Origin of the sequence: Nitrosopumilus oxyclinae (genome assembly GCF_013407165.1) — an archaeon.
Lineage (GTDB): Archaea > Thermoproteota > Nitrososphaeria > Nitrososphaerales > Nitrosopumilaceae > Nitrosopumilus > Nitrosopumilus oxyclinae.
Genome location: NZ_CP026994.1, coordinates 1342148 through 1360255, shown reverse-complemented (window position 1 = coordinate 1360255; position 18108 = coordinate 1342148). Strand labels below are relative to the sequence as shown.

The following is an 18108-nucleotide window of genomic DNA, read 5'->3' as shown; positions in this document are numbered from 1 at the left end:
TGTTAATGAAATTACTCAAAAAAGGTGCTGAAGCAGATTTGTATCAAACTAAATGGCAAAATTCAAAGGTGATATTAAAAATTAGAAAAATTAAAACTTATAGAAATTCTTCTCTTGATTCAAAAATTCGTAAACAAAGAACTATCAAAGAATCTCAAATGCTCTCTCTAGTAAAATCATTTGGAATACCTACACCTCTTGTTTACTTTGTAAATTTAGATAAAACATCAATTACCATGCAAGAAATTCCAGGGACACCAGTACATGACTTGCCTGAATCAAAAATTATAGAATTATCAAAAGACATTGGGAAATTAGTAGGTACTTTACATAAGAACGGTGTAATGCATGGTGATTTAACAACTTCAAATTTTATTTTAAGTAAAAATACTGTATATGTAATTGATTTTGGATTATCTCAAACTTCAATAAAACCAGAAGATCATGCTGTTGATTTGAGATTAATTAAAGAAATTCTTAACAGTGCTCATGCCAAAATTATGTTACTTTCCTGGAAAAATTTTCTAAATGGATACAAATCCGTCGTTGGTCATGCCTATTATTCTAAAATAACTAAATTGGTATCAGAAATAGAAAGTCGTGGAAGATATGCACAAGTCGTTTGATCTATTTTTTGTATCTTCTAATAATCACAAATATCAGGAATCTAAGATTATTTTAGATTCTCTAGGAATTGATATTGGATATTTAAAATCTAATTTAGAAGAAATCCAATCAAGTTCTCTTGAAACTATTGCAATGGCAAAAGCTAGAGATGCATTTTCTAAATTTAAAAAACCCGTTATTATTGAAGATGATGGGTTATTCATAGACTCAATTGATGGATTTCCAGGTCCATACTCTTCATATGTTTTCAAAACAATTGGGAATAAAGGAATTTTAAATTTATTAAAAAATAATCGAAAAGCAAAATTTGTTTCAATTATTGCTTATTGTGATAAAACAATTTTGCAATCGTTTGTAGGTAAACTAGATGGAAAAATATCTAAAATTCAAAAAGGTAAGGGTTGGGGTTTTGATCCAATATTTATTCCAAATAATTTCAAGAAAACATTTGCAGAATTAAATAATAAAAATGAATTATCACACAGATACAAGGCACTAAAAAAATTCTCTAAATGGTATTTGCATAAGTAGGAATAAAACGATCAATAAATCGTTCGTTATTTTGTAATATTGATATTCTTGAAACAATACTTTCATCCATTATTGAAAATATTTTACTTTGATTTGCAATTTCTTCACTAAAACTCTTCACTTCTTCCATTTCTAACATATTTGTATATTCTAATCTATTTGTTGAGCGCCCGATATGCATGTATGATTTTATTTCGATAAAGTGCGGACTTGCTTTTCTAAACATTTCTGCAAATGCTGGAATTGATTCTTTTTGATCATTATGATCCCTGATTAAGGTAATTCTTAACACTGTTCTTGTTTTCAAATCTTTTAACATGTCAAGTGTTCTATTCCATCTTTCCCATGAATCATCATATCTTGGTTTGTTTATTTTCATAAAAGATTCATAGTCTGCAGCATTGGTTGACAGATACAATTGTGTTGGTAATGCATCTTCATCTTGTAATTTTTGAATCATGTCTGGTTCTTGCCCATTAGTTACAAGAAAAATTGATTTTGTTGCTTCAAATGTTTTTAGATATTTAATTAATTCTGGAAGTTTAGGATACATTGTAGGCTCTCCAGAAAGTGAGATAGCATAATGTGCAGGCAATAAAGATTCATCTAATCTTTGTTTGTCATTTCTTGAATCACCGTAAAACCCATTGATCAATTTTTTTCGTTCGCCCATCAATTTTGTTAAAATCTGTTCTGGCTCTGCAACTTGCTCTGGCTTCATTTGCATAGAATCATAAAATTCCATTGGTCTCCAACAATACACACATCTATTTTCACAATACATGCCAGCAGGGGAAAATTCCATACATCTATGAGTTGAAATTCCATAAAACTTGTGTTTGTAACAACTACCTTCATGCTTGAATGATTTTTTTGTCCAATGACAAAGTCCTACAGTTGAATGATCTGCTACACCATATTTTGCTTTTTTTAATTGCGCAGTAATTACAGGTCTGATCTGAAGTAATTGCTCATCATCCTCTTCGACAGTTTCTCCAGAGCAACTCATTAGTTCAGATCGTGTTCTGGTTTACTTAAATTGATCGAGATTTTTGTCCAACATGGAAATTTTTCTCAAAACTATTGATATTTTTAGCCGATTCTAGAGTGAGGTTTAATAACTGGATCCTCGACGTATTTTTAGGCTTTGAATAAAATACACTCGATATCTTTCCTATTGTTACTTGTAACCACATTAACTAGTATGCCGATCAACCCTGCTTTTGCAGCAGTTGATGACTTTGATAATGATGGTGTTTCCAATTCTGTTGATTTATGTCCTAATTTACGAGAAGATTATGAGGGTACAATAGATGGTTGTCCATCAAATTTCGTACCATGGTATGATGAAGATTATGATGGAATAGAAGATCACATTGATCAATGTCCAAATCTTAAAGAAAAGTACAATAAATTCCAAGATGAAGACGGTTGTCCTGATACACTTCCTGGTACAGGATCTGGTGGTGCACCAGATTCAGATGGTGATGGTTTTATTGACTTGGTTGACTTGTGTCCAAATCAACCAGAAACTTTCAATGGTATTTTAGATAGAGACGGTTGTCCAGATAGTTATGGTTCTGGTGATAGAGATAGAGATGGAGTTTTAGACTTTGCTGATCAATGTCCATTAAGTCCTGAAAATTATAACAGATTCCAAGATGAAGACGGTTGTCCTGATACTCTAAAAGATTCTTCTTTCATTGATACTGACAATGATGGTATTCAAGATAAAATTGATTTGTGTATTAACGAACCAGAAGTGTATAATGGTTATAGAGATACAGACGGTTGTCCTGATGTTGCACTAGATACTTCATTTACTGATAGAGATGGTGATGGAATTGCAGATAAATTTGATATTTGTCCTGATCATCCTGAAACTTTCAATAGATTTGCAGATTATGACGGTTGTCCTGATAGTATTCCAGCATTTGATGGTACACTAAATGATGCTGATGGTGATAGAATTATGGATGCTAATGATGCATGTCCATTAGAACCAGAACGATACAATGGTTATCAAGATGAAGACGGTTGTCCTGATATGCCTCCTTATACAAGTGACAATGATTCAGACGGTGATGGAATTCCAAATAGTATTGATCAATGTCCAAATGTAAAAGAGACTTACAACCAGTTCAAAGATGAAGACGGTTGTCCAGACTTTGTAACATCTGATAAAGGAATTCCAGATTCAGACGGTGATGGAATCAATGATTACTCTGATTTATGTCCAAACCAACCAGAAACGTTCAATGGTATTTTTGATAGAGACGGTTGTCCCGACAATGACTCTTCATCTGATAGAGATATGGATGGAGTTCCAGATAATTTAGATGCATGTCCAACTGCAAAAGAAACTTACAATAAATTCCAAGATGAAGACGGTTGTCCAGATGGTAAAGGTGGATTATTAGGATTAGATTATGACGGTGATGGAATTACTGATATTAATGATAAATGTCCCCTAGAACCAGAAACTGTAAATGGTTATCAAGACCAAGATGGTTGTCCTGATATTTCTGTGTTGGATTCAGACGGTGATGGTATTAGAGATGTACTAGATCAATGTCCTTCAACAGCAGAAACTTGGAATCGTTATCAAGACCATGACGGTTGTCCTGACGATCCAATAGAATCTGATTCTGACCGTGATGGAATTTTAGATTCTGTAGATCAATGTCCTCTTGTTAGAGAAAGATACAATGGTTTCCAAGATGAAGACGGTTGTCCGGATTACCCTGATTTCATCACTTCATTAGATTCTGATTATGATGGAATTCCTGATAAATCTGATCAATGTCCTTTGGTTCCAGAAACTTACAATAAATTCCAAGATTTAGACGGTTGTCCTGATTATGTGGGAGATAACAAAGGCACTCCTGATTCTGATAATGATGGAATAAATGATTACAATGATCATTGTCCAAACCAACCAGAAACTTACAATGGAATTCTTGATAGAGACGGTTGCCCAGATGATTATATTTTAAAGAATGATAGGGACATGGATGGTGTTCCAGATGGAATTGATGCATGCCCAACTGCAAAAGAAACTTACAATAAATTCCAAGACGATGACGGTTGTCCTGACACTGTGTCTAAATCATTTGTAGTAGATTCTGATAACGATGGAATTAATGATATTAAAGACAAATGTCCTTTGGTTGCTGAAAACTATAATGGTTTCCAAGATGAAGACGGTTGTCCTGATGTAGATGATACTCAGCCAGATTCAGACGGTGATGGTGTTCCAGATGTAATGGATATGTGCCCACAACAAAATGAAGTTTGGAACAGATATGTTGACTATGACGGTTGTCCAGATGCCATTCCAATTTGGGATTCAAAAATTGATACCGATGGAGATAGAATCCTTGATTCAATTGACTTGTGTCCAACTGACAAAGAAACTTGGAATAAATACCAAGACGATGACGGTTGCCCAGATATTGCACCTGAACAATCAAGATACAAACATGATGCTGATTTAGATGGAATTATCAACGAGAATGATATGTGTCCTCTAGAACCTGAAGATTATGACAATGATAGAGATACTGATGGATGTCCAGACCCATAGGAGTATCTAGATGAAAAAACAATATCTTTTAGGATTCTTGCTTTTACTTACCTCTACCATAGGTATGATGCCATCTAGTGTGTTTGCTGCTGATCCAATAGATAGAGACGGTGATGGTGTACCAGATAATTTAGATCAATGTCCAAATCTTCTAGAAGATTATGATCCTCAATATGGTAACAACATAGACGGTTGTCCTGCAGACTTTGTTCCATGGTATGATGCTGATTTTGACGGTGTAGAAGATCATATTGATAATTGCCCTACTGTAAAAGAAACTTACAATAAATTCCAAGATGAAGACGGTTGTCCTGACATATCACCTGTTAATCCAAAAGGAATTGCAGACACTGATGGTGATGGTTATCCTGATTTCATGGATTCCTGTCCAAACCAACCAGAAACTTTCAATGGAATTGATGATAAAGACGGTTGTCCAGATAATGCTTTAACTCAAAAGGATTCAGACCGTGATGGAATATCTGATGGTCTTGATGCATGTCCATTAGAACCAGAAACTTACAATAGATATCTAGATTCAGACGGTTGTCCAGATTCTGCAGATTCTGTTAAAGCACAATATCAATTCCCAGATACTGACGGTGATGGAATTGAAGACAGATGGGATTCATGTATCAATGAACCAGAAAATTATAATGATTATCTAGACTTTGATGGTTGTCCTGATGTACCAGGTGTTACTTCCTTACAAGCACCAGACGCTGATTATGATGGAATTCCTGACGATGTAGATGCATGTCCATTCGAACGAGAAAATTATAATAAATTCCAAGATTCAGACGGTTGTCCAGATGAATTACAATTGACATTTACAGGTGATATTGACGGTGACGGCATTTATGACAATTTAGATTCTTGTCCGTTTAGTCCTGAAACTTATAATAAATATCTCGATTCTGATGGCTGTCCTGATTATGTTGCAGACAACAAATTTGCATTTGATACTGACGGTGATGGAATTATTGACAATTTAGATCGTTGTCCAAACCAACCAGAAACTTACAATGGTTTCCAAGATTCTGACGGTTGTCCTGACAGTGGTTCAAATTCTGATAAAGATCGTGATGGAATTATTGATTCCCTAGATGCATGTCCATTAGAACCTGAAAATTATAATAAATTCCAAGACTTTGACGGTTGTCCAGATTCTGCAGATTCTGTTAAAGCACAATATCAATTCCCAGATACTGACGGTGATGGAATTGAAGACAGATGGGATTCATGTATCAATGAACCAGAAAATTATAATGATTATCTAGACTTTGACGGTTGTCCTGATGTACCAGGAACAACTGCAGGTGATATGCTTGATGCTGATTATGATGGATTGGCAGATCATTTAGATCAATGTCCATTATTAGCTGAAAGATACAATGATTTCCAAGATGAAGATGGTTGTCCTGACAGTGTTGATTATAAAACCATTGGAGATTCAGACGGTGACGGCATATATGATGATGTAGATCAATGTCCTCATGCAAAAGAATCTTACAATAAATTCCAAGATGCTGATGGTTGCCCAGATTATATTGCTGATAATAAAATGACTGCCGACACAGACGGTGATGGTATTCCTGATATCGTTGATTCATGTCCAAATCAACCAGAAACTTACAATAAATTCCAAGACGGTGACGGCTGTCCTGATAAACTTGCTTCAAACTTAGATTCAGACGGTGATGGCATTCCTGATGTATTTGATGTATGTCCATTAGAACCAGAAACTTACAATAGATATCTAGATTCAGACGGTTGTCCAGATTCTGCAGATTCTGTTAAAGCACAATATCAATTCCCAGATACTGACGGTGATGGAATTGAAGACAGATGGGATTCATGTATCAATGAACCAGAAAATTATAATGATTATCTAGACTTTGATGGTTGTCCTGATGTCTTGGGTGCAGAATCAACAACTCCTACATATGCTGATTCTGATGCTGATGGTTATCCAGATGTGATTGATTCTTGTCCAACAAGTCCAGAAACCTGGAATAAATATCTAGATTGGGATGGCTGTCCTGATACTGCTCCAGAACAACAGAGATTTGTCCATGATGATGATCTAGACGGTATCATCAATGATGAAGATTTGTGTCCATTCGATCCAGAAGACTATGATGGTGACCGAGATTTAGACGGCTGCCCTGATCCATAATCTCTTTACTAATTTGTAATTTTAGAAGAATCTATTTAACGTGAGACTTAATAAATACATGATAATAGCGGAGTCAGATAGAATGAAAAAACAATATCTTTTAGGATTTTTACTTTTACTTACCTCCACAATCGGAATGTTGCCATCTAGTGCTTTTGCTGCTGATCCAATAGATTCAGACGGTGATGGCGTTCCAAATAGTCTTGATTTTTGTCCTCATCTTTTAGAAGATTATGATCCTCAATATGGTAACAACATAGACGGTTGTCCAGCAGATTTTGTTCCATGGTATGATGCTGATTTTGATGGAATTCAAGATCATATTGATGATTGTCCTACTGTAAGAGAAACTTACAATAAATTCCAAGACCAAGACGGCTGCCCAGATTTATCTCCTCAAGGTAAACAAGGCATTACTGATACTGATGGTGACGGGTATCCTGATTTTATGGATTCATGTCCAAACCAACCAGAAACTTTCAATGGATTTGATGATAAAGACGGCTGTCCTGATAATGCTTCAAATTTGAGAGATAGTGATAGAGATGGAATCTCCGATGGACTTGATGCATGCCCACTAGAACCTGAAACTTATAATTTCTATCTAGACTTAGACGGTTGTCCTGATAGTGTTGATACTGTTAATTCTGTTTACGTTTTTCCAGATACTGACGGTGATGGAATTGATGACAGATGGGATCAATGTCTAAACGAACCAGAAAATTTTAATGGATATCTGGATTGGGATGGATGCTCAGATACTCTTGGTGCTGATTCTAATGGATTGATTGATTCTGATTATGATAGTATTCTTGATTCTGTAGATGCATGTCCATTCGAACGTGAAAATTTTAATAAATTCCAAGATGAAGACGGTTGTCCAGATGAAATTGAACTTTCAATTTCTGGTGATTCAGACGGTGATGGAATTTTAAATCAATTTGATCTGTGTCCCTATTCAAAAGAAACTTACAATAAATTCCAAGATACTGATGGTTGTCCTGATTTGATTGCTGATGGTTCAGTAACATATGATACTGACGGTGATGGTATTGTTGATAATTTAGATCAATGTCCAAACCAACCAGAAACTTACAATAAATTCCAAGACAGTGACGGTTGTCCAGATAAATATAATTCCATTCTTGATTCTGATCAAGATGGTATTCCAAATGTTTCAGATGCATGTCCACTAGAACCTGAAACTTATAATTTCTTCAAAGACGGTGACGGTTGTCCCGATTCAGCTGGCTCTATCATCTCATCTTACATATTTCCGGATCTTGATGGTGATGGAATTGATGACAGATGGGATCAATGTCTAAACGAACCAGAAAATTATAATGATTTCTTAGATACTGACGGTTGTCCTGATATTACCGGATTTTCAAAATCTGCTTTACCCGACGCTGATTACGATGGAATTCCAGATGAATTTGATTTATGCCCTACATTTGGAGAAAAATACAATGGTTTCCAAGATGAAGACGGTTGTCCAGATGCTATAGCATATGATTCCTATGGTGATGCTGATTTTGACGGTATTACTGATAATATAGATCAATGTCCTAATTCTAAAGAAACTTACAACAGGTATCTAGATAATGATGGTTGTCCAGATCAAATTCATGATAACAAACGTACAGCAGATTCTGACGGTGATGGAATTCCTGATATTCTAGATTCTTGTCCTGCTCAACCAGAAACATTCAATGGTTTCCAAGACAAAGACGGTTGTCCAGACAAACTAGTATTTACAATAGATTCTGATCAGGATGGAATTGTTGATATCTCTGATGCATGTCCACTAGAACCTGAAACTTATAATTTCTATCAAGATAATGATGGTTGTCCAGACTCTATCATTAGTACAATACCTTCTTACATATTTGCAGATGTTGATGGAGATGGAATAGATGATAGAAAAGATGCATGCCCTGATGAACAAGAGAACTTTAACGGGTATCTGGATTGGGACGGTTGTCCTGATGTATTAGCAGCAGATTCTACCACTCCTACTAGACCTGATTCTGACGGTGATGGATATTGGGATGCAATTGATTCATGTCCAACAAGCCCAGAAACATGGAACAAATACAATGATCATGATGGTTGCCCTGATACTGCTCCAGAACAACAAAGATTTGTCCATGATGATGATTTAGATGGTATCATTAATGATGAAGATCTATGTCCTCTTGATCCTGAGGATTATGATGGTGACCGAGATTTAGACGGTTGCCCAGATAATTAATAGAATTTTTTGGTATATTTTTGAATGATAAATATATTCAGTTTGTAAAGTTTGAATATGCTTCCAAAATTTTCTAGTAGGGCATTTTTAGCACCTATGGCAGGTGTAAGTGATCCTGCACTTCGTTTACAATGTAAAAAAATGGGTGCTGGATTAGTTGTAACAGAATTTACAAATATTCATAGTATTATCGCCAAAGAAAGTCAACTCAAAGAAAGAATGAAAACAATTCAAGAATTCATTGAATATTCTGATGATGAGCGCCCTCTTTCAATTCAACTTTTTGGTTCTAATCTTCCTGCGTTAGAGAAAGCCGCAAAGATTGTAGAGCCATATTTTGACATTATTGATTATAACATGGGTTGTCCAGCTCCTCACATTACTCAACAAATGGCAGGTGGTGCATTACTGCAAGAAGTCAATCTAACTCAACAAATTTTTAACACACTTGTGAATGCTGTTAAAAAACCTGTAACTTTAAAAATTCGTTCTGGAGTTACAGATGCAAGTAAATTTCTCTTTAGAGATATAGCCGAAGTTGCTGAAGATGAAGGAATCCAAATGATCACATTGCATCCTAGAACTGTTAGTCAAGGATATTCTGGAATTGCTGATTGGGATTTAATTAAAGAGTTAAAAGAAATTTCCAGTATTCCAATTGTTGGAAATGGTGATATCACTACTCCTGAAGATGCTAAAACTATGATTGATCATACGAACTGTGATTATGTGATGGTTGGTAGAGGGGCAATGGGTAATCCGTTTTTGTTTGAACAAATAAATGATTATCTAAAAACTAACTCTTACAATGAATATTCATTCAAAGATAGATTAGATTCTTTTTTTGATTATTTACACATTACAAATCAATATAAGATAAAATTTGCAAACATTAAGGGTCAGGCCATGAGGTTTACTAAAGGGATGAAAGGCGGTTCAAAATTACGCTCCAAAATTACTCTTTCAAAAAATATTGAAGAATTAGAAAAAATTATGAAAGATGCATATTCTTTATCTTAGAAATATTTTAAATTAAATAAAATTTCTTTACATTTGTTTATCATATGATTCAATTTTAATTGAATTTTTAAGTAAAATGGACTATTCTTATATATTTCCAGAGTGTATTTTGTGTATGAAAATAGGAATTGAATTATAATGGCAACAGCTTATGTTCTCATAAACTGTGAGTTAGGTTCTGAAGAATCTGTTATTTCAGAACTAAAGTCTATTGAAGGTGTTGTTGAAGTACATGGTACCTTTGGTGCATATGATATTCTGGCTAAAGTAGAATCAAGCCAAGTAGAAGCACTGAGAGAGACTATTACATGGAAAATTAGGAAAATTCCAAAAATTAGATCAACACTAACCTTGATGGGAATTGAAGGTCAACAATAATCTTCAAAATCCTATGCTTTTATACTAAAATTGTAATACTATACCATCCCTTCAAAAACATGTCCCCCAAAGGGATACCACCCTGAGAGGTTTATTCACCATTCCTCTCAGCAGTTTAATTTACATTAATTCTAATATTTTATAATTTTAATAAAAGAAAATGATTAGAGGGCTTCAGAACCACTCTTTTTAGATGCGATATTCAGAACGCTATCCACATTGGATACAGCAATAATTCCATCTCCGCCTTTGCCCGTAAAAGATGCATCAGCAATTGCTGTGGAAACTTTCTCTACGTCTGAGTCATCTACTATTGTAGTAACATATGCAACATGGTTGTATTCTGCAGTAACAGTACCAGTTCCTCTCCCAGATCTCATTTCTTGTCTGGCTCCAGAACCTCTACCTTTACCTTCCAAAACGGTGTATCCTCCAACAATATCATTTATTGCTTCAGTTACTGCCCCAACTTTGGTTGATTGAACCGTTGCCTCAATTCGTTTCATTTGCATTCTTATTTTCGTATTGTTTAAAAAAGATCATATGTTTTTATTCAAATATTATGATACTATGGCTCTAGTTGGTTATGTCATAATCCTCTGACCTTTTTAGTATCTGAGAAAAATAAAATTATGAAAAGTGATGAAAAAAGGTCTCATAGGCTCAATTATCTTTTGAAGTGTTATTTGCTAAATCCTAAAGAAATTGATCTTTATCAAAGAGCAAAGCAAATGGGGGTTACTGATTCAACTGCTAAGGATTACATTAGAACAGTCATAATACAAGCCCAAAAAATCTATGCAAAATAGCTTTCTGACATATATTCATAAATAATCAATTTGAGAGAAAATACACATGACAGATCCATTGTTGGATGATGTAAAAGCTCTTTTGGATAAGGATTTTGGAGATGACAGAATTCTAAAGCAAATTTGTAGAGCATGTGAAAATAATGAAGTTATAAGTAATTATGAAAGAAATTATGTCCGACAATTAGCTGAAAAACATCTAGGAAAAAAACCTGAATTTACTCCAACACCTTCAGTTGCAGAAAAACCATCGGTTCCTGATGTGATTATGCCTGAAATTCAATCTAGTCAACAAACTCAATCATTCCAAACCCAAGTCCCAAGAATATCGTATTCAAAATCAAAAAATAAAAAAATTATGTTTGGAATTGGTGGATTAGCTTTAGTAATAATTATTGCAGCAGCAGTTTCTCTTAATGGTCTTCCAACTGGCACTACAATTAATACTTCATCTGATAATACATCAATTTCACAACCAATTCAAACTGATTTAAAATCCTACAGCAAAAAGGATTTAATTTCAATTAGTGGAGTGTCTACTTCTAAAGGAACTGTGAATCTTTCAATAAAGAATCAAAACAATGAAATTGTGTGGGCAGAACAAGTATCATTAAAAAGTGATGGAAGATTTTCAACTTTAGCTATTGCAGGAGGTTCAGGATGGGAAAAATCTGGCACTTATACAATTACAGTAGATGATGGTAAAGAAATAAAATCAAACACATTTTCATTTACTGCATAATTTACTCAAATTCTTTCCAATGTGAGTCTACTAAATCTCGTAACTTTTCTACACTTATCTCATTCATATATTCACGATAAACAATGAATTTGTTTTGTTTACCTACATCGTTTTCATAGATGTCTGTAGTGTTTTTGGGTATTGCACCTGATTTCCATTGATTCATTTCAAAAATCCATATTGTCGAATCTGGATTAGAAAAATCAATATCATCACATCCGACAACGTACAGATAACATTTTGTTGCCATGTTTAATTTTTCATGTAATTTTTCATAAGCTATCATTTGCCCTTTTGCTATGTTGATTTTGTCGTTATGAAATCCCTTAAATTCCAAAATAATGAATCCCCCTCTATGTTCAATTAACCAGTCAATATCTGTGCCACCTGAGGCTATCATACCATGAACAATAAGATCACCTAGGACTTCTCTCCCTCGTGTAAACTCTGATTCATCAAAAATTTGATATTTTGCTTTTGGACTTTTACGATTCATTTGTTTAGTTATTTGTTGAGTTTGGATTGGATTTTCTTTTTCATATAGTGTATCAATTAAATCCCTTACTTCATCAGACACTATTTCTAAATTTTTTAACTAAATGATAAGAGATTGTGTAAAATTTAGTAAAGTTTTATGATTTTTCTAATCTATCTACAGAAATATTCATTCCCTGTTCCTTTGTAAAGAACAAAGTATTCTTCCTGAATTTTTCGATCTTTTTTTGCATTAAGAGCATCTTGATACATTTCAAAATGTTCTACTAAATACAATTGATTACCAGGCTCTGCAAAATAATCAATACCAACCAAATCAAAACCTTTTTCAGGAGTTAATTTAATTTTTTCATCCTCAAAAATATCTTTAGTCAATTTAATAAATCAAAATTATTCATCATAAATCATTAGAGATTTTTCTTCTAATAGTGCATGTACATTGTGAACTGAACGATAAACATCTGATTCATTCTTTGCTCCAGTACACACTAATTTTCCTGATGCAAATAACAATAAGACTGTTTTTGGATCTACCATTCTATGAATTAGTCCTGGAAATTGTTCAGGCTCATACATGCTTCTAGGTAATGTTCGAGCTGCTTTTTCTAAATGAATTTTTCCACCCAAATTAATTGATGCGACTATATTTTGAACTGTAATTACTGCATCTTTTTTTATTTTGACTTTGCCTTTTCTTAATTGTTGAACGACTGTGTTCACAGCTTTAATTGCCATCTCTTCAGATTTTGCTCCAGTACACACCATTTTCCCAGTTCTAAAAATTAGAGTTGCAGTTTTGGGTTTTGTTAATCTAAACACAAGTCCTGGAAATTGTTCTGGATTATATTCAGTATCTGGAAATTTCTTAGTAATTTCAATAAGATCAATCTTTTGGTCTACTGATGCTGATGCCACGACATTTTCAACACTAACAATAGGCTTGGTTTGAGGCATAACGAGGGACTTTATATATGGCCTTTATATATACTAGTCAAATTTTTTATTGATTTTTAATTTTCTAATGATGTCCAATCCATTGATAACGATATTCTTCATCTATGATGTCTGATACGATTTCTTTGTTTTTGATTTTTGTTTTTGGAATGTTTACATCGAAGATTCCCAATTGACCTTTCCATGGAATTGGAATTCGTAATGGTTTAGCATTTTTTAACATAAAACCAAATGTTTTAGTTTGAAATTTTTTTGATGCAAAATGATGTTTCTGATCTAATTTGATTTCTTTTAATGAATTATATTTTTTAACATCGTATAACTCTACTTTGCCAATGATTGCACCTGTAATAAATTTTTTATTGATTTTTAATCTTTTAGAATCATCTGTCCTAATTTTTAGTGGAGAATGAATTAAAAATTCTCCACGAAATTCTGTATTCCAATTCCTTAATTCAATAGTTTTTTTTCCTGAAATAATTAAATCAGCAAATGGTTGTGAAACTGAAAGACATTTCAAATCTATTATTCGGTGGCTGCTTTAATATATTGACCTGGGTTTTTACCTTGTCCTTCTGGTAAATTTGTTATGCCTCCATTCAAACTTTCAGTTACGATGCCCTTACTTGCAAGTACTTGAGCAGTCATTAATGATGTGTTTCCAGCCATACAAATTAACAACGATTTACCTTTAGAGCCATCTAGATCTTTACTTAATTCTTCAGGAATTTGTTGTGTGGATAACAATTGATTAATTGTACTGGCTTTGGGTATTGCAATTTTCTCTTTATCTATTCCTAGAGATTTAGCAATCATTTCAATCCCTTCTTCTTTTGGAGTATATGATGTATGTACCCATATTATTTTATCATAATCTTGTACACTTGCTGATGCTTCATCTAATGAGACTTGCATACGCTGATTACTTGACATTGCTTCTAGATTTTTCCTATATTTTTCAATACCGTCTGCAACTACAACTACAAATTTACCTTTATCCCCATTACTGAGCATTTCTAGAATTGAATATAGGGCCAATGCAGTACTTTCACCAATATCATGACCTTTGTCTACAAAGAATTTGAGTAAGTGCTTTGCTTGTCCAAAATCAACTTCATGTTGAGCAGCATATGCCTCTGGATTATACAATTTTAATCCGTCTGCCTTTGCTTTTGTTCTAATTCCTGCTACATCTTGACCTGGAATTGGGAATACAACATGAATTGCCTTTTTACCATATTTTTCATTCATGTATTTACTTAATCCTCCAGATGTACCACCTGTTCCAAAAGAACATACAATTCTATAATCTTCTAATGAATCCCCATTTTCATGTAATTGTTGATCAATTTCTACTGCTGTAATTGTTCTATGAGCTTGAATGTTTAATTCATTATCATATTGTTCTGGACAAAAACATCCATACATTTTTGAAAGTAATTTTGCAAGATTGATAATGTCTTGCGCTGCCAATAGTGTTTCAACTTCAGAAATTGATTTATCGTAAATTGTAGGATCAAAACCCAATTCGGCTAATTGAGAACGAATATTTGCTGCCGTTGCTTTTGCTTTTAATGCATCAGCATCACTATCTTTCATTCCAGGAGCGGGACAAATATCCATATCCAAATCCATTATTCGAATATTTTCATCCCTTAATTCCTTAAAGACTCCTTCTTGTAATTTCCTTGAAACAAGTGAAACAACAGTGAGACCTAATTTTGACATTTGTCCAAGTGCAATTCCAAAATTCCCTGATGTTGCTTCAATAATTGTTTGATTACTTTTCAATTTCCCAGTTTTAATTGCATCATGCATAATGTGAATTGCTGGTCTGATTTTGATTGAACCTGATACTAAATTAGCATCAAATTTTCCATACACTTTCAAGTCTAAATCTGCAATGTCTAGTTTGTAGAGATTTTTTGCACATTCCTTTAGATCTTTTGTCAGATCAATGAGTGGTGTTGCATTGACTACTTTGTCTCCTTCTAAATGTGGAATTTTACTCCAAATTTCTTGCTCAAATTTTTCCAGTAGAGGTTTATCATAATCAGTTTCTGACATATTTTCTCTAGGTGCAGTCAATTTTTTGCTCATATAAAATATCTGATATTATTTGGGATTGATTCATTTTTGATTTTACCTCATACATCTAAAATACCAATAACTTTGTTTGGAATATCTTTTAGTCTACTAACCGCCATAGTTTTTTCATATCCTAAATGTTTGAGATTATTTGCTATAGTAATGGCTCTAACTGTATTTGGGCCTAATCCTAAAGCCACCATGCTAATTCCTAAATTTTTGAAAGATTTACTCATATTTCTTACTGCATCAGGATCTGCAGGTTCTCCATCAGTTAATGTCAAAAAAATATCTGGTCTCTTTGATTGTAAAATTGGAAACATTTTATCATAAACTTCAGCTAATGGTGTTGAACCGTTAGCAACAATTTGTGTTAGTCTTTTTGCAGTGATACTATTCCATTTTACATTTTCTGGTTTAATTGACCAACAAACCATTGATCTATTTTCAGTGCTAAATGCATAAACTGCAAATTTCACTTTGAGAAAAGATAATACTTCACATAATGCTAAAGTTGCTTTTTTATATTCAATTGAATCTGATGCAATACTGGATGAATGATCTAATAGAATGACAATTTTTGTTTTAATTGATTTTTTAATATCTGTAAAAAATGGCTCATTACCTTCAATGTAATTTTCCTCATCAAATTCATCTCCTGAACTAAGATGTTGTTCTTTCCAACCAGTTTTCCATTCTTTGAATTTTGTTTTTAATCCATTAATCAAACTCATATCATAGATTGTTGTTTCGTCTACATTTCTTATTGATGGAATTTGAATTCCTATTGTTTCAGTTGCCAATCCTTTATTTTCTGTTTTTTTATTTTCATCTAATAGTACTTTGTATTCATCATAAACATCCTCTCCTTTAATTACTGATTTTGGATCAATTGTACCCAAATCACCTTCTTTATTTTTAGAAATTATTTTGAGTACTTTAAGTAATTCTTCTTCTGATAATGCCATTCCAGCTTTCATAAAAGGCAGAGAAATTGGAATTGTTAGAAGAGAATCAATATCTAATATTTTTATTATTTCAGTGATATTTTTTTCAATCCAATCGGTATTTTGTTTTTTTTCAATTGCTTGATTAACAATTGATTTGGCAAAAACTACTGCTTTTTTTATTTTTTCAAAGTCACTTGGTTGAATTTCACCTTTCAATGCTCCAAACATAAAATATTGATAAAATGCCTCTACAATCCTTGCTTTCCCATATACTGTGTGTAATTGTGGTCTTGCTACAAGCATATACGTATAATTGAAAATGATCTCTTCATCCATACCCCTCCAAATCTTTCTTCCCAGTTTTTCAATCCTTTGAGATTCCATTGCATTGAGAATAAATCCAAATGCATGATCATCACTGAGGATTTTTTTACAGTATTTTATTCTCATGGCCTCATACCATAATGATGTTCTAAATTGACGATATTTTTGAAAATCATTCCCGATTCGTTTTTCCATTGGAGTTAAGATTACTTTGTTTTCATTTAGACGTGTTTTTGTTTCTGTTTTATCTGAAATTTCTACAATTATGTTTTCATTTTCAGACCATCTTCTAACAAGAAAAGTTGCTATTTCAACTAAAGAATCATTTTGTAATTGAATTGCTTGCATTTAGTTTCCAAACATTGAAGTTATGATGTCGCTTACTTTTTGATACTCTATATCGCCCCACTGTGTATAGACATTTCCAAAAACAATTTTAGCTACTTCTTTTGCTGCCATACCCTTATCTAATAATTTGGCAAAAGCAATTGTTTCTCTTAAGCTTGGCGAATAAAATAACTCTTCAACTGCTGCAGCCTGCCTTAATGTATTTGCTAGTTTAACTGCCTGAATTATTTCTGATTCGTGATTTCCTGAAACATGTTTTTTAATAATTTCTAATTCTATATTCTCTGGCGGATATTCTAATCTAATTCGTACTGGGAATCTACTAAGTAATTGTGGTGGTAATTCTTTTGTTCCACTATGTGTTAATGGATTGATTGTTGCAACTACAAACCAATTTTCTTTTGCTTTGATTACTTCACCTGTTGATTCTTTTAAGACAATTTGACGTCTGTCATCTAATGCCTCATCCAACCTGAGTAAAACATCTGCTTCTGCTGAATTGATTTCATCTAGGTATAGTATGTCTCCGCTTTTCATTGATTTGATCAACAGACCTTCATCAAAACTAACTGTTCCATCTGTTAGTGTTTTAGTACCCACCAAATGACTTTCTCTAGTTCTTAAACTAAAATTGATAGAATCCAAATTGATGTTTTTATTTCTGGCAAAATCCCTTACTAGAGATGTCTTTCCAGTCCCTTTTGGACCAATTATGAGTACAAAAAGACCTGCCTCATATGCTTTGTTTAGAATTTGAATTGAATTATTCCAGTCAAGATATTGAGTTTCTACCAAAGTATGTTTTCAATGAATTCTACAATAT

General features: G+C 33.3%; 18 protein-coding genes. 9 read left to right on the top strand and 9 right to left on the bottom strand.

The window, feature by feature from the left end; translation table 11 throughout:
• Nucleotides 1-5 precede the first annotated feature (5 nt).
• Together C5F49_RS08215 and rdgB are read left to right on the top strand one after the other, a co-directional pair.
• Complete coding sequence (locus tag C5F49_RS08215) at nucleotides 6-626, top strand: KEOPS complex kinase/ATPase Bud32 (RefSeq protein ID WP_179362495.1); 621 nt, start codon at nucleotides 6-8, stop codon at nucleotides 624-626.
• Complete coding sequence (rdgB, locus tag C5F49_RS08210; protein WP_179362494.1) at nucleotides 610-1158, top strand: RdgB/HAM1 family non-canonical purine NTP pyrophosphatase; 549 nt, start codon at nucleotides 610-612, stop codon at nucleotides 1156-1158. Before C5F49_RS08215 ends, rdgB begins: the two co-directional genes overlap by 17 nt.
• Here rdgB and twy1 read toward each other — a convergent pair.
• Nucleotides 1136-2167, bottom strand: coding sequence for a 4-demethylwyosine synthase TYW1 (gene twy1 / locus C5F49_RS08205; RefSeq protein WP_179362493.1), 1032 nt, complete (start codon nucleotides 2165-2167; stop codon nucleotides 1136-1138). The two genes, rdgB and twy1, sit on opposite strands and share 23 nt — an antisense overlap.
• Before the next feature lie 195 nt (nucleotides 2168-2362).
• Here twy1 and C5F49_RS08200 point away from each other — a divergent pair, with 195 nt between their 5' ends.
• From C5F49_RS08200 to C5F49_RS08180, 5 genes are all read left to right on the top strand, one after another.
• The gene (locus tag C5F49_RS08200; protein ID WP_179363643.1) at nucleotides 2363-4744 is read left to right on the top strand and encodes a thrombospondin type 3 repeat-containing protein; all 2382 of its coding nucleotides are present in this window, start codon (nucleotides 2363-2365) and stop codon (nucleotides 4742-4744) included.
• Between the two features lie 10 nt (nucleotides 4745-4754).
• Nucleotides 4755-6923 carry a thrombospondin type 3 repeat-containing protein gene (locus C5F49_RS08195; protein ID WP_179362492.1) on the top strand — a complete coding sequence of 723 codons (2169 nt, stop codon included), beginning with the start codon at nucleotides 4755-4757 and terminating at the stop codon, nucleotides 6921-6923.
• Between the two features lie 82 nt (nucleotides 6924-7005).
• Complete coding sequence (locus tag C5F49_RS08190; RefSeq protein WP_179362491.1) at nucleotides 7006-9177, top strand: thrombospondin type 3 repeat-containing protein; 2172 nt, start codon at nucleotides 7006-7008, stop codon at nucleotides 9175-9177.
• A gap of 57 nt (nucleotides 9178-9234) precedes the next feature.
• The gene (dusB, locus tag C5F49_RS08185; RefSeq protein WP_179362490.1) at nucleotides 9235-10197 is read left to right on the top strand and encodes a tRNA dihydrouridine synthase DusB; all 963 of its coding nucleotides are present in this window, start codon (nucleotides 9235-9237) and stop codon (nucleotides 10195-10197) included.
• A 138-nt stretch (nucleotides 10198-10335) separates the two neighbouring features.
• Nucleotides 10336-10575, top strand: a complete 240-nt coding sequence (locus tag C5F49_RS08180) for an Lrp/AsnC family transcriptional regulator (protein ID WP_179362489.1) — start codon at nucleotides 10336-10338, stop codon at nucleotides 10573-10575.
• A 164-nt stretch (nucleotides 10576-10739) separates the two neighbouring features.
• Here C5F49_RS08180 and C5F49_RS08175 read toward each other — a convergent pair whose 3' ends face one another.
• Nucleotides 10740-11081: a P-II family nitrogen regulator gene (locus tag C5F49_RS08175; protein ID WP_179362488.1), complete on the bottom strand. Its 342-nt coding sequence runs from the start codon at nucleotides 11079-11081 to the stop codon at nucleotides 10740-10742.
• A gap of 126 nt (nucleotides 11082-11207) precedes the next feature.
• On the opposite strand from C5F49_RS08175, the gene C5F49_RS08170 reads away from it, so the two are divergent.
• Both C5F49_RS08170 and C5F49_RS08165 read left to right on the top strand, forming a co-directional pair.
• Entirely contained in the window at nucleotides 11208-11384 is a 177-nt protein-coding gene (locus C5F49_RS08170) for a hypothetical protein (protein WP_179362487.1), read from the top strand.
• Nucleotides 11385-11430: 46 nt separating this feature from the next.
• A complete protein-coding gene (locus C5F49_RS08165) occupies nucleotides 11431-12126 on the top strand; it encodes a hypothetical protein (RefSeq protein WP_179362486.1) in 696 nt (231 codons plus the stop codon).
• 1 nt (nucleotide 12127) lies between these two features.
• Here C5F49_RS08165 and C5F49_RS08160 read toward each other — a convergent pair whose 3' ends face one another.
• The 7 genes from C5F49_RS08160 to C5F49_RS08130 all read right to left on the bottom strand — a co-directional run bounded on the left by C5F49_RS08160 (nucleotide 12128) and on the right by C5F49_RS08130 (nucleotide 18080).
• Complete coding sequence (locus C5F49_RS08160; protein ID WP_179362485.1) at nucleotides 12128-12703, bottom strand: hypothetical protein; 576 nt, start codon at nucleotides 12701-12703, stop codon at nucleotides 12128-12130.
• A gap of 71 nt (nucleotides 12704-12774) precedes the next feature.
• Complete coding sequence (locus tag C5F49_RS08155; RefSeq protein WP_179362484.1) at nucleotides 12775-12996, bottom strand: hypothetical protein; 222 nt, start codon at nucleotides 12994-12996, stop codon at nucleotides 12775-12777.
• Between the two features lie 15 nt (nucleotides 12997-13011).
• Nucleotides 13012-13575 (bottom strand): TATA-box-binding protein, encoded by a 564-nt coding sequence (locus C5F49_RS08150; RefSeq protein WP_179362483.1) that lies wholly within the window; start codon nucleotides 13573-13575, stop codon nucleotides 13012-13014.
• A 64-nt stretch (nucleotides 13576-13639) separates the two neighbouring features.
• The gene (locus C5F49_RS08145; protein ID WP_179362482.1) at nucleotides 13640-14095 is read right to left on the bottom strand and encodes an ASCH domain-containing protein; all 456 of its coding nucleotides are present in this window, start codon (nucleotides 14093-14095) and stop codon (nucleotides 13640-13642) included.
• A gap of 5 nt (nucleotides 14096-14100) precedes the next feature.
• On the bottom strand, nucleotides 14101-15642 hold the full coding sequence (locus tag C5F49_RS08140) for a pyridoxal-phosphate dependent enzyme (protein ID WP_179362481.1): 1542 nt from the start codon (nucleotides 15640-15642) through the stop codon (nucleotides 14101-14103).
• A gap of 80 nt (nucleotides 15643-15722) precedes the next feature.
• Nucleotides 15723-17285: a vWA domain-containing protein gene (locus C5F49_RS08135; RefSeq protein WP_179362480.1), complete on the bottom strand. Its 1563-nt coding sequence runs from the start codon at nucleotides 17283-17285 to the stop codon at nucleotides 15723-15725.
• Complete coding sequence (locus C5F49_RS08130) at nucleotides 17286-18080, bottom strand: AAA family ATPase (protein ID WP_179362479.1); 795 nt, start codon at nucleotides 18078-18080, stop codon at nucleotides 17286-17288.
• Nucleotides 18081-18108 lie beyond the last annotated feature (28 nt).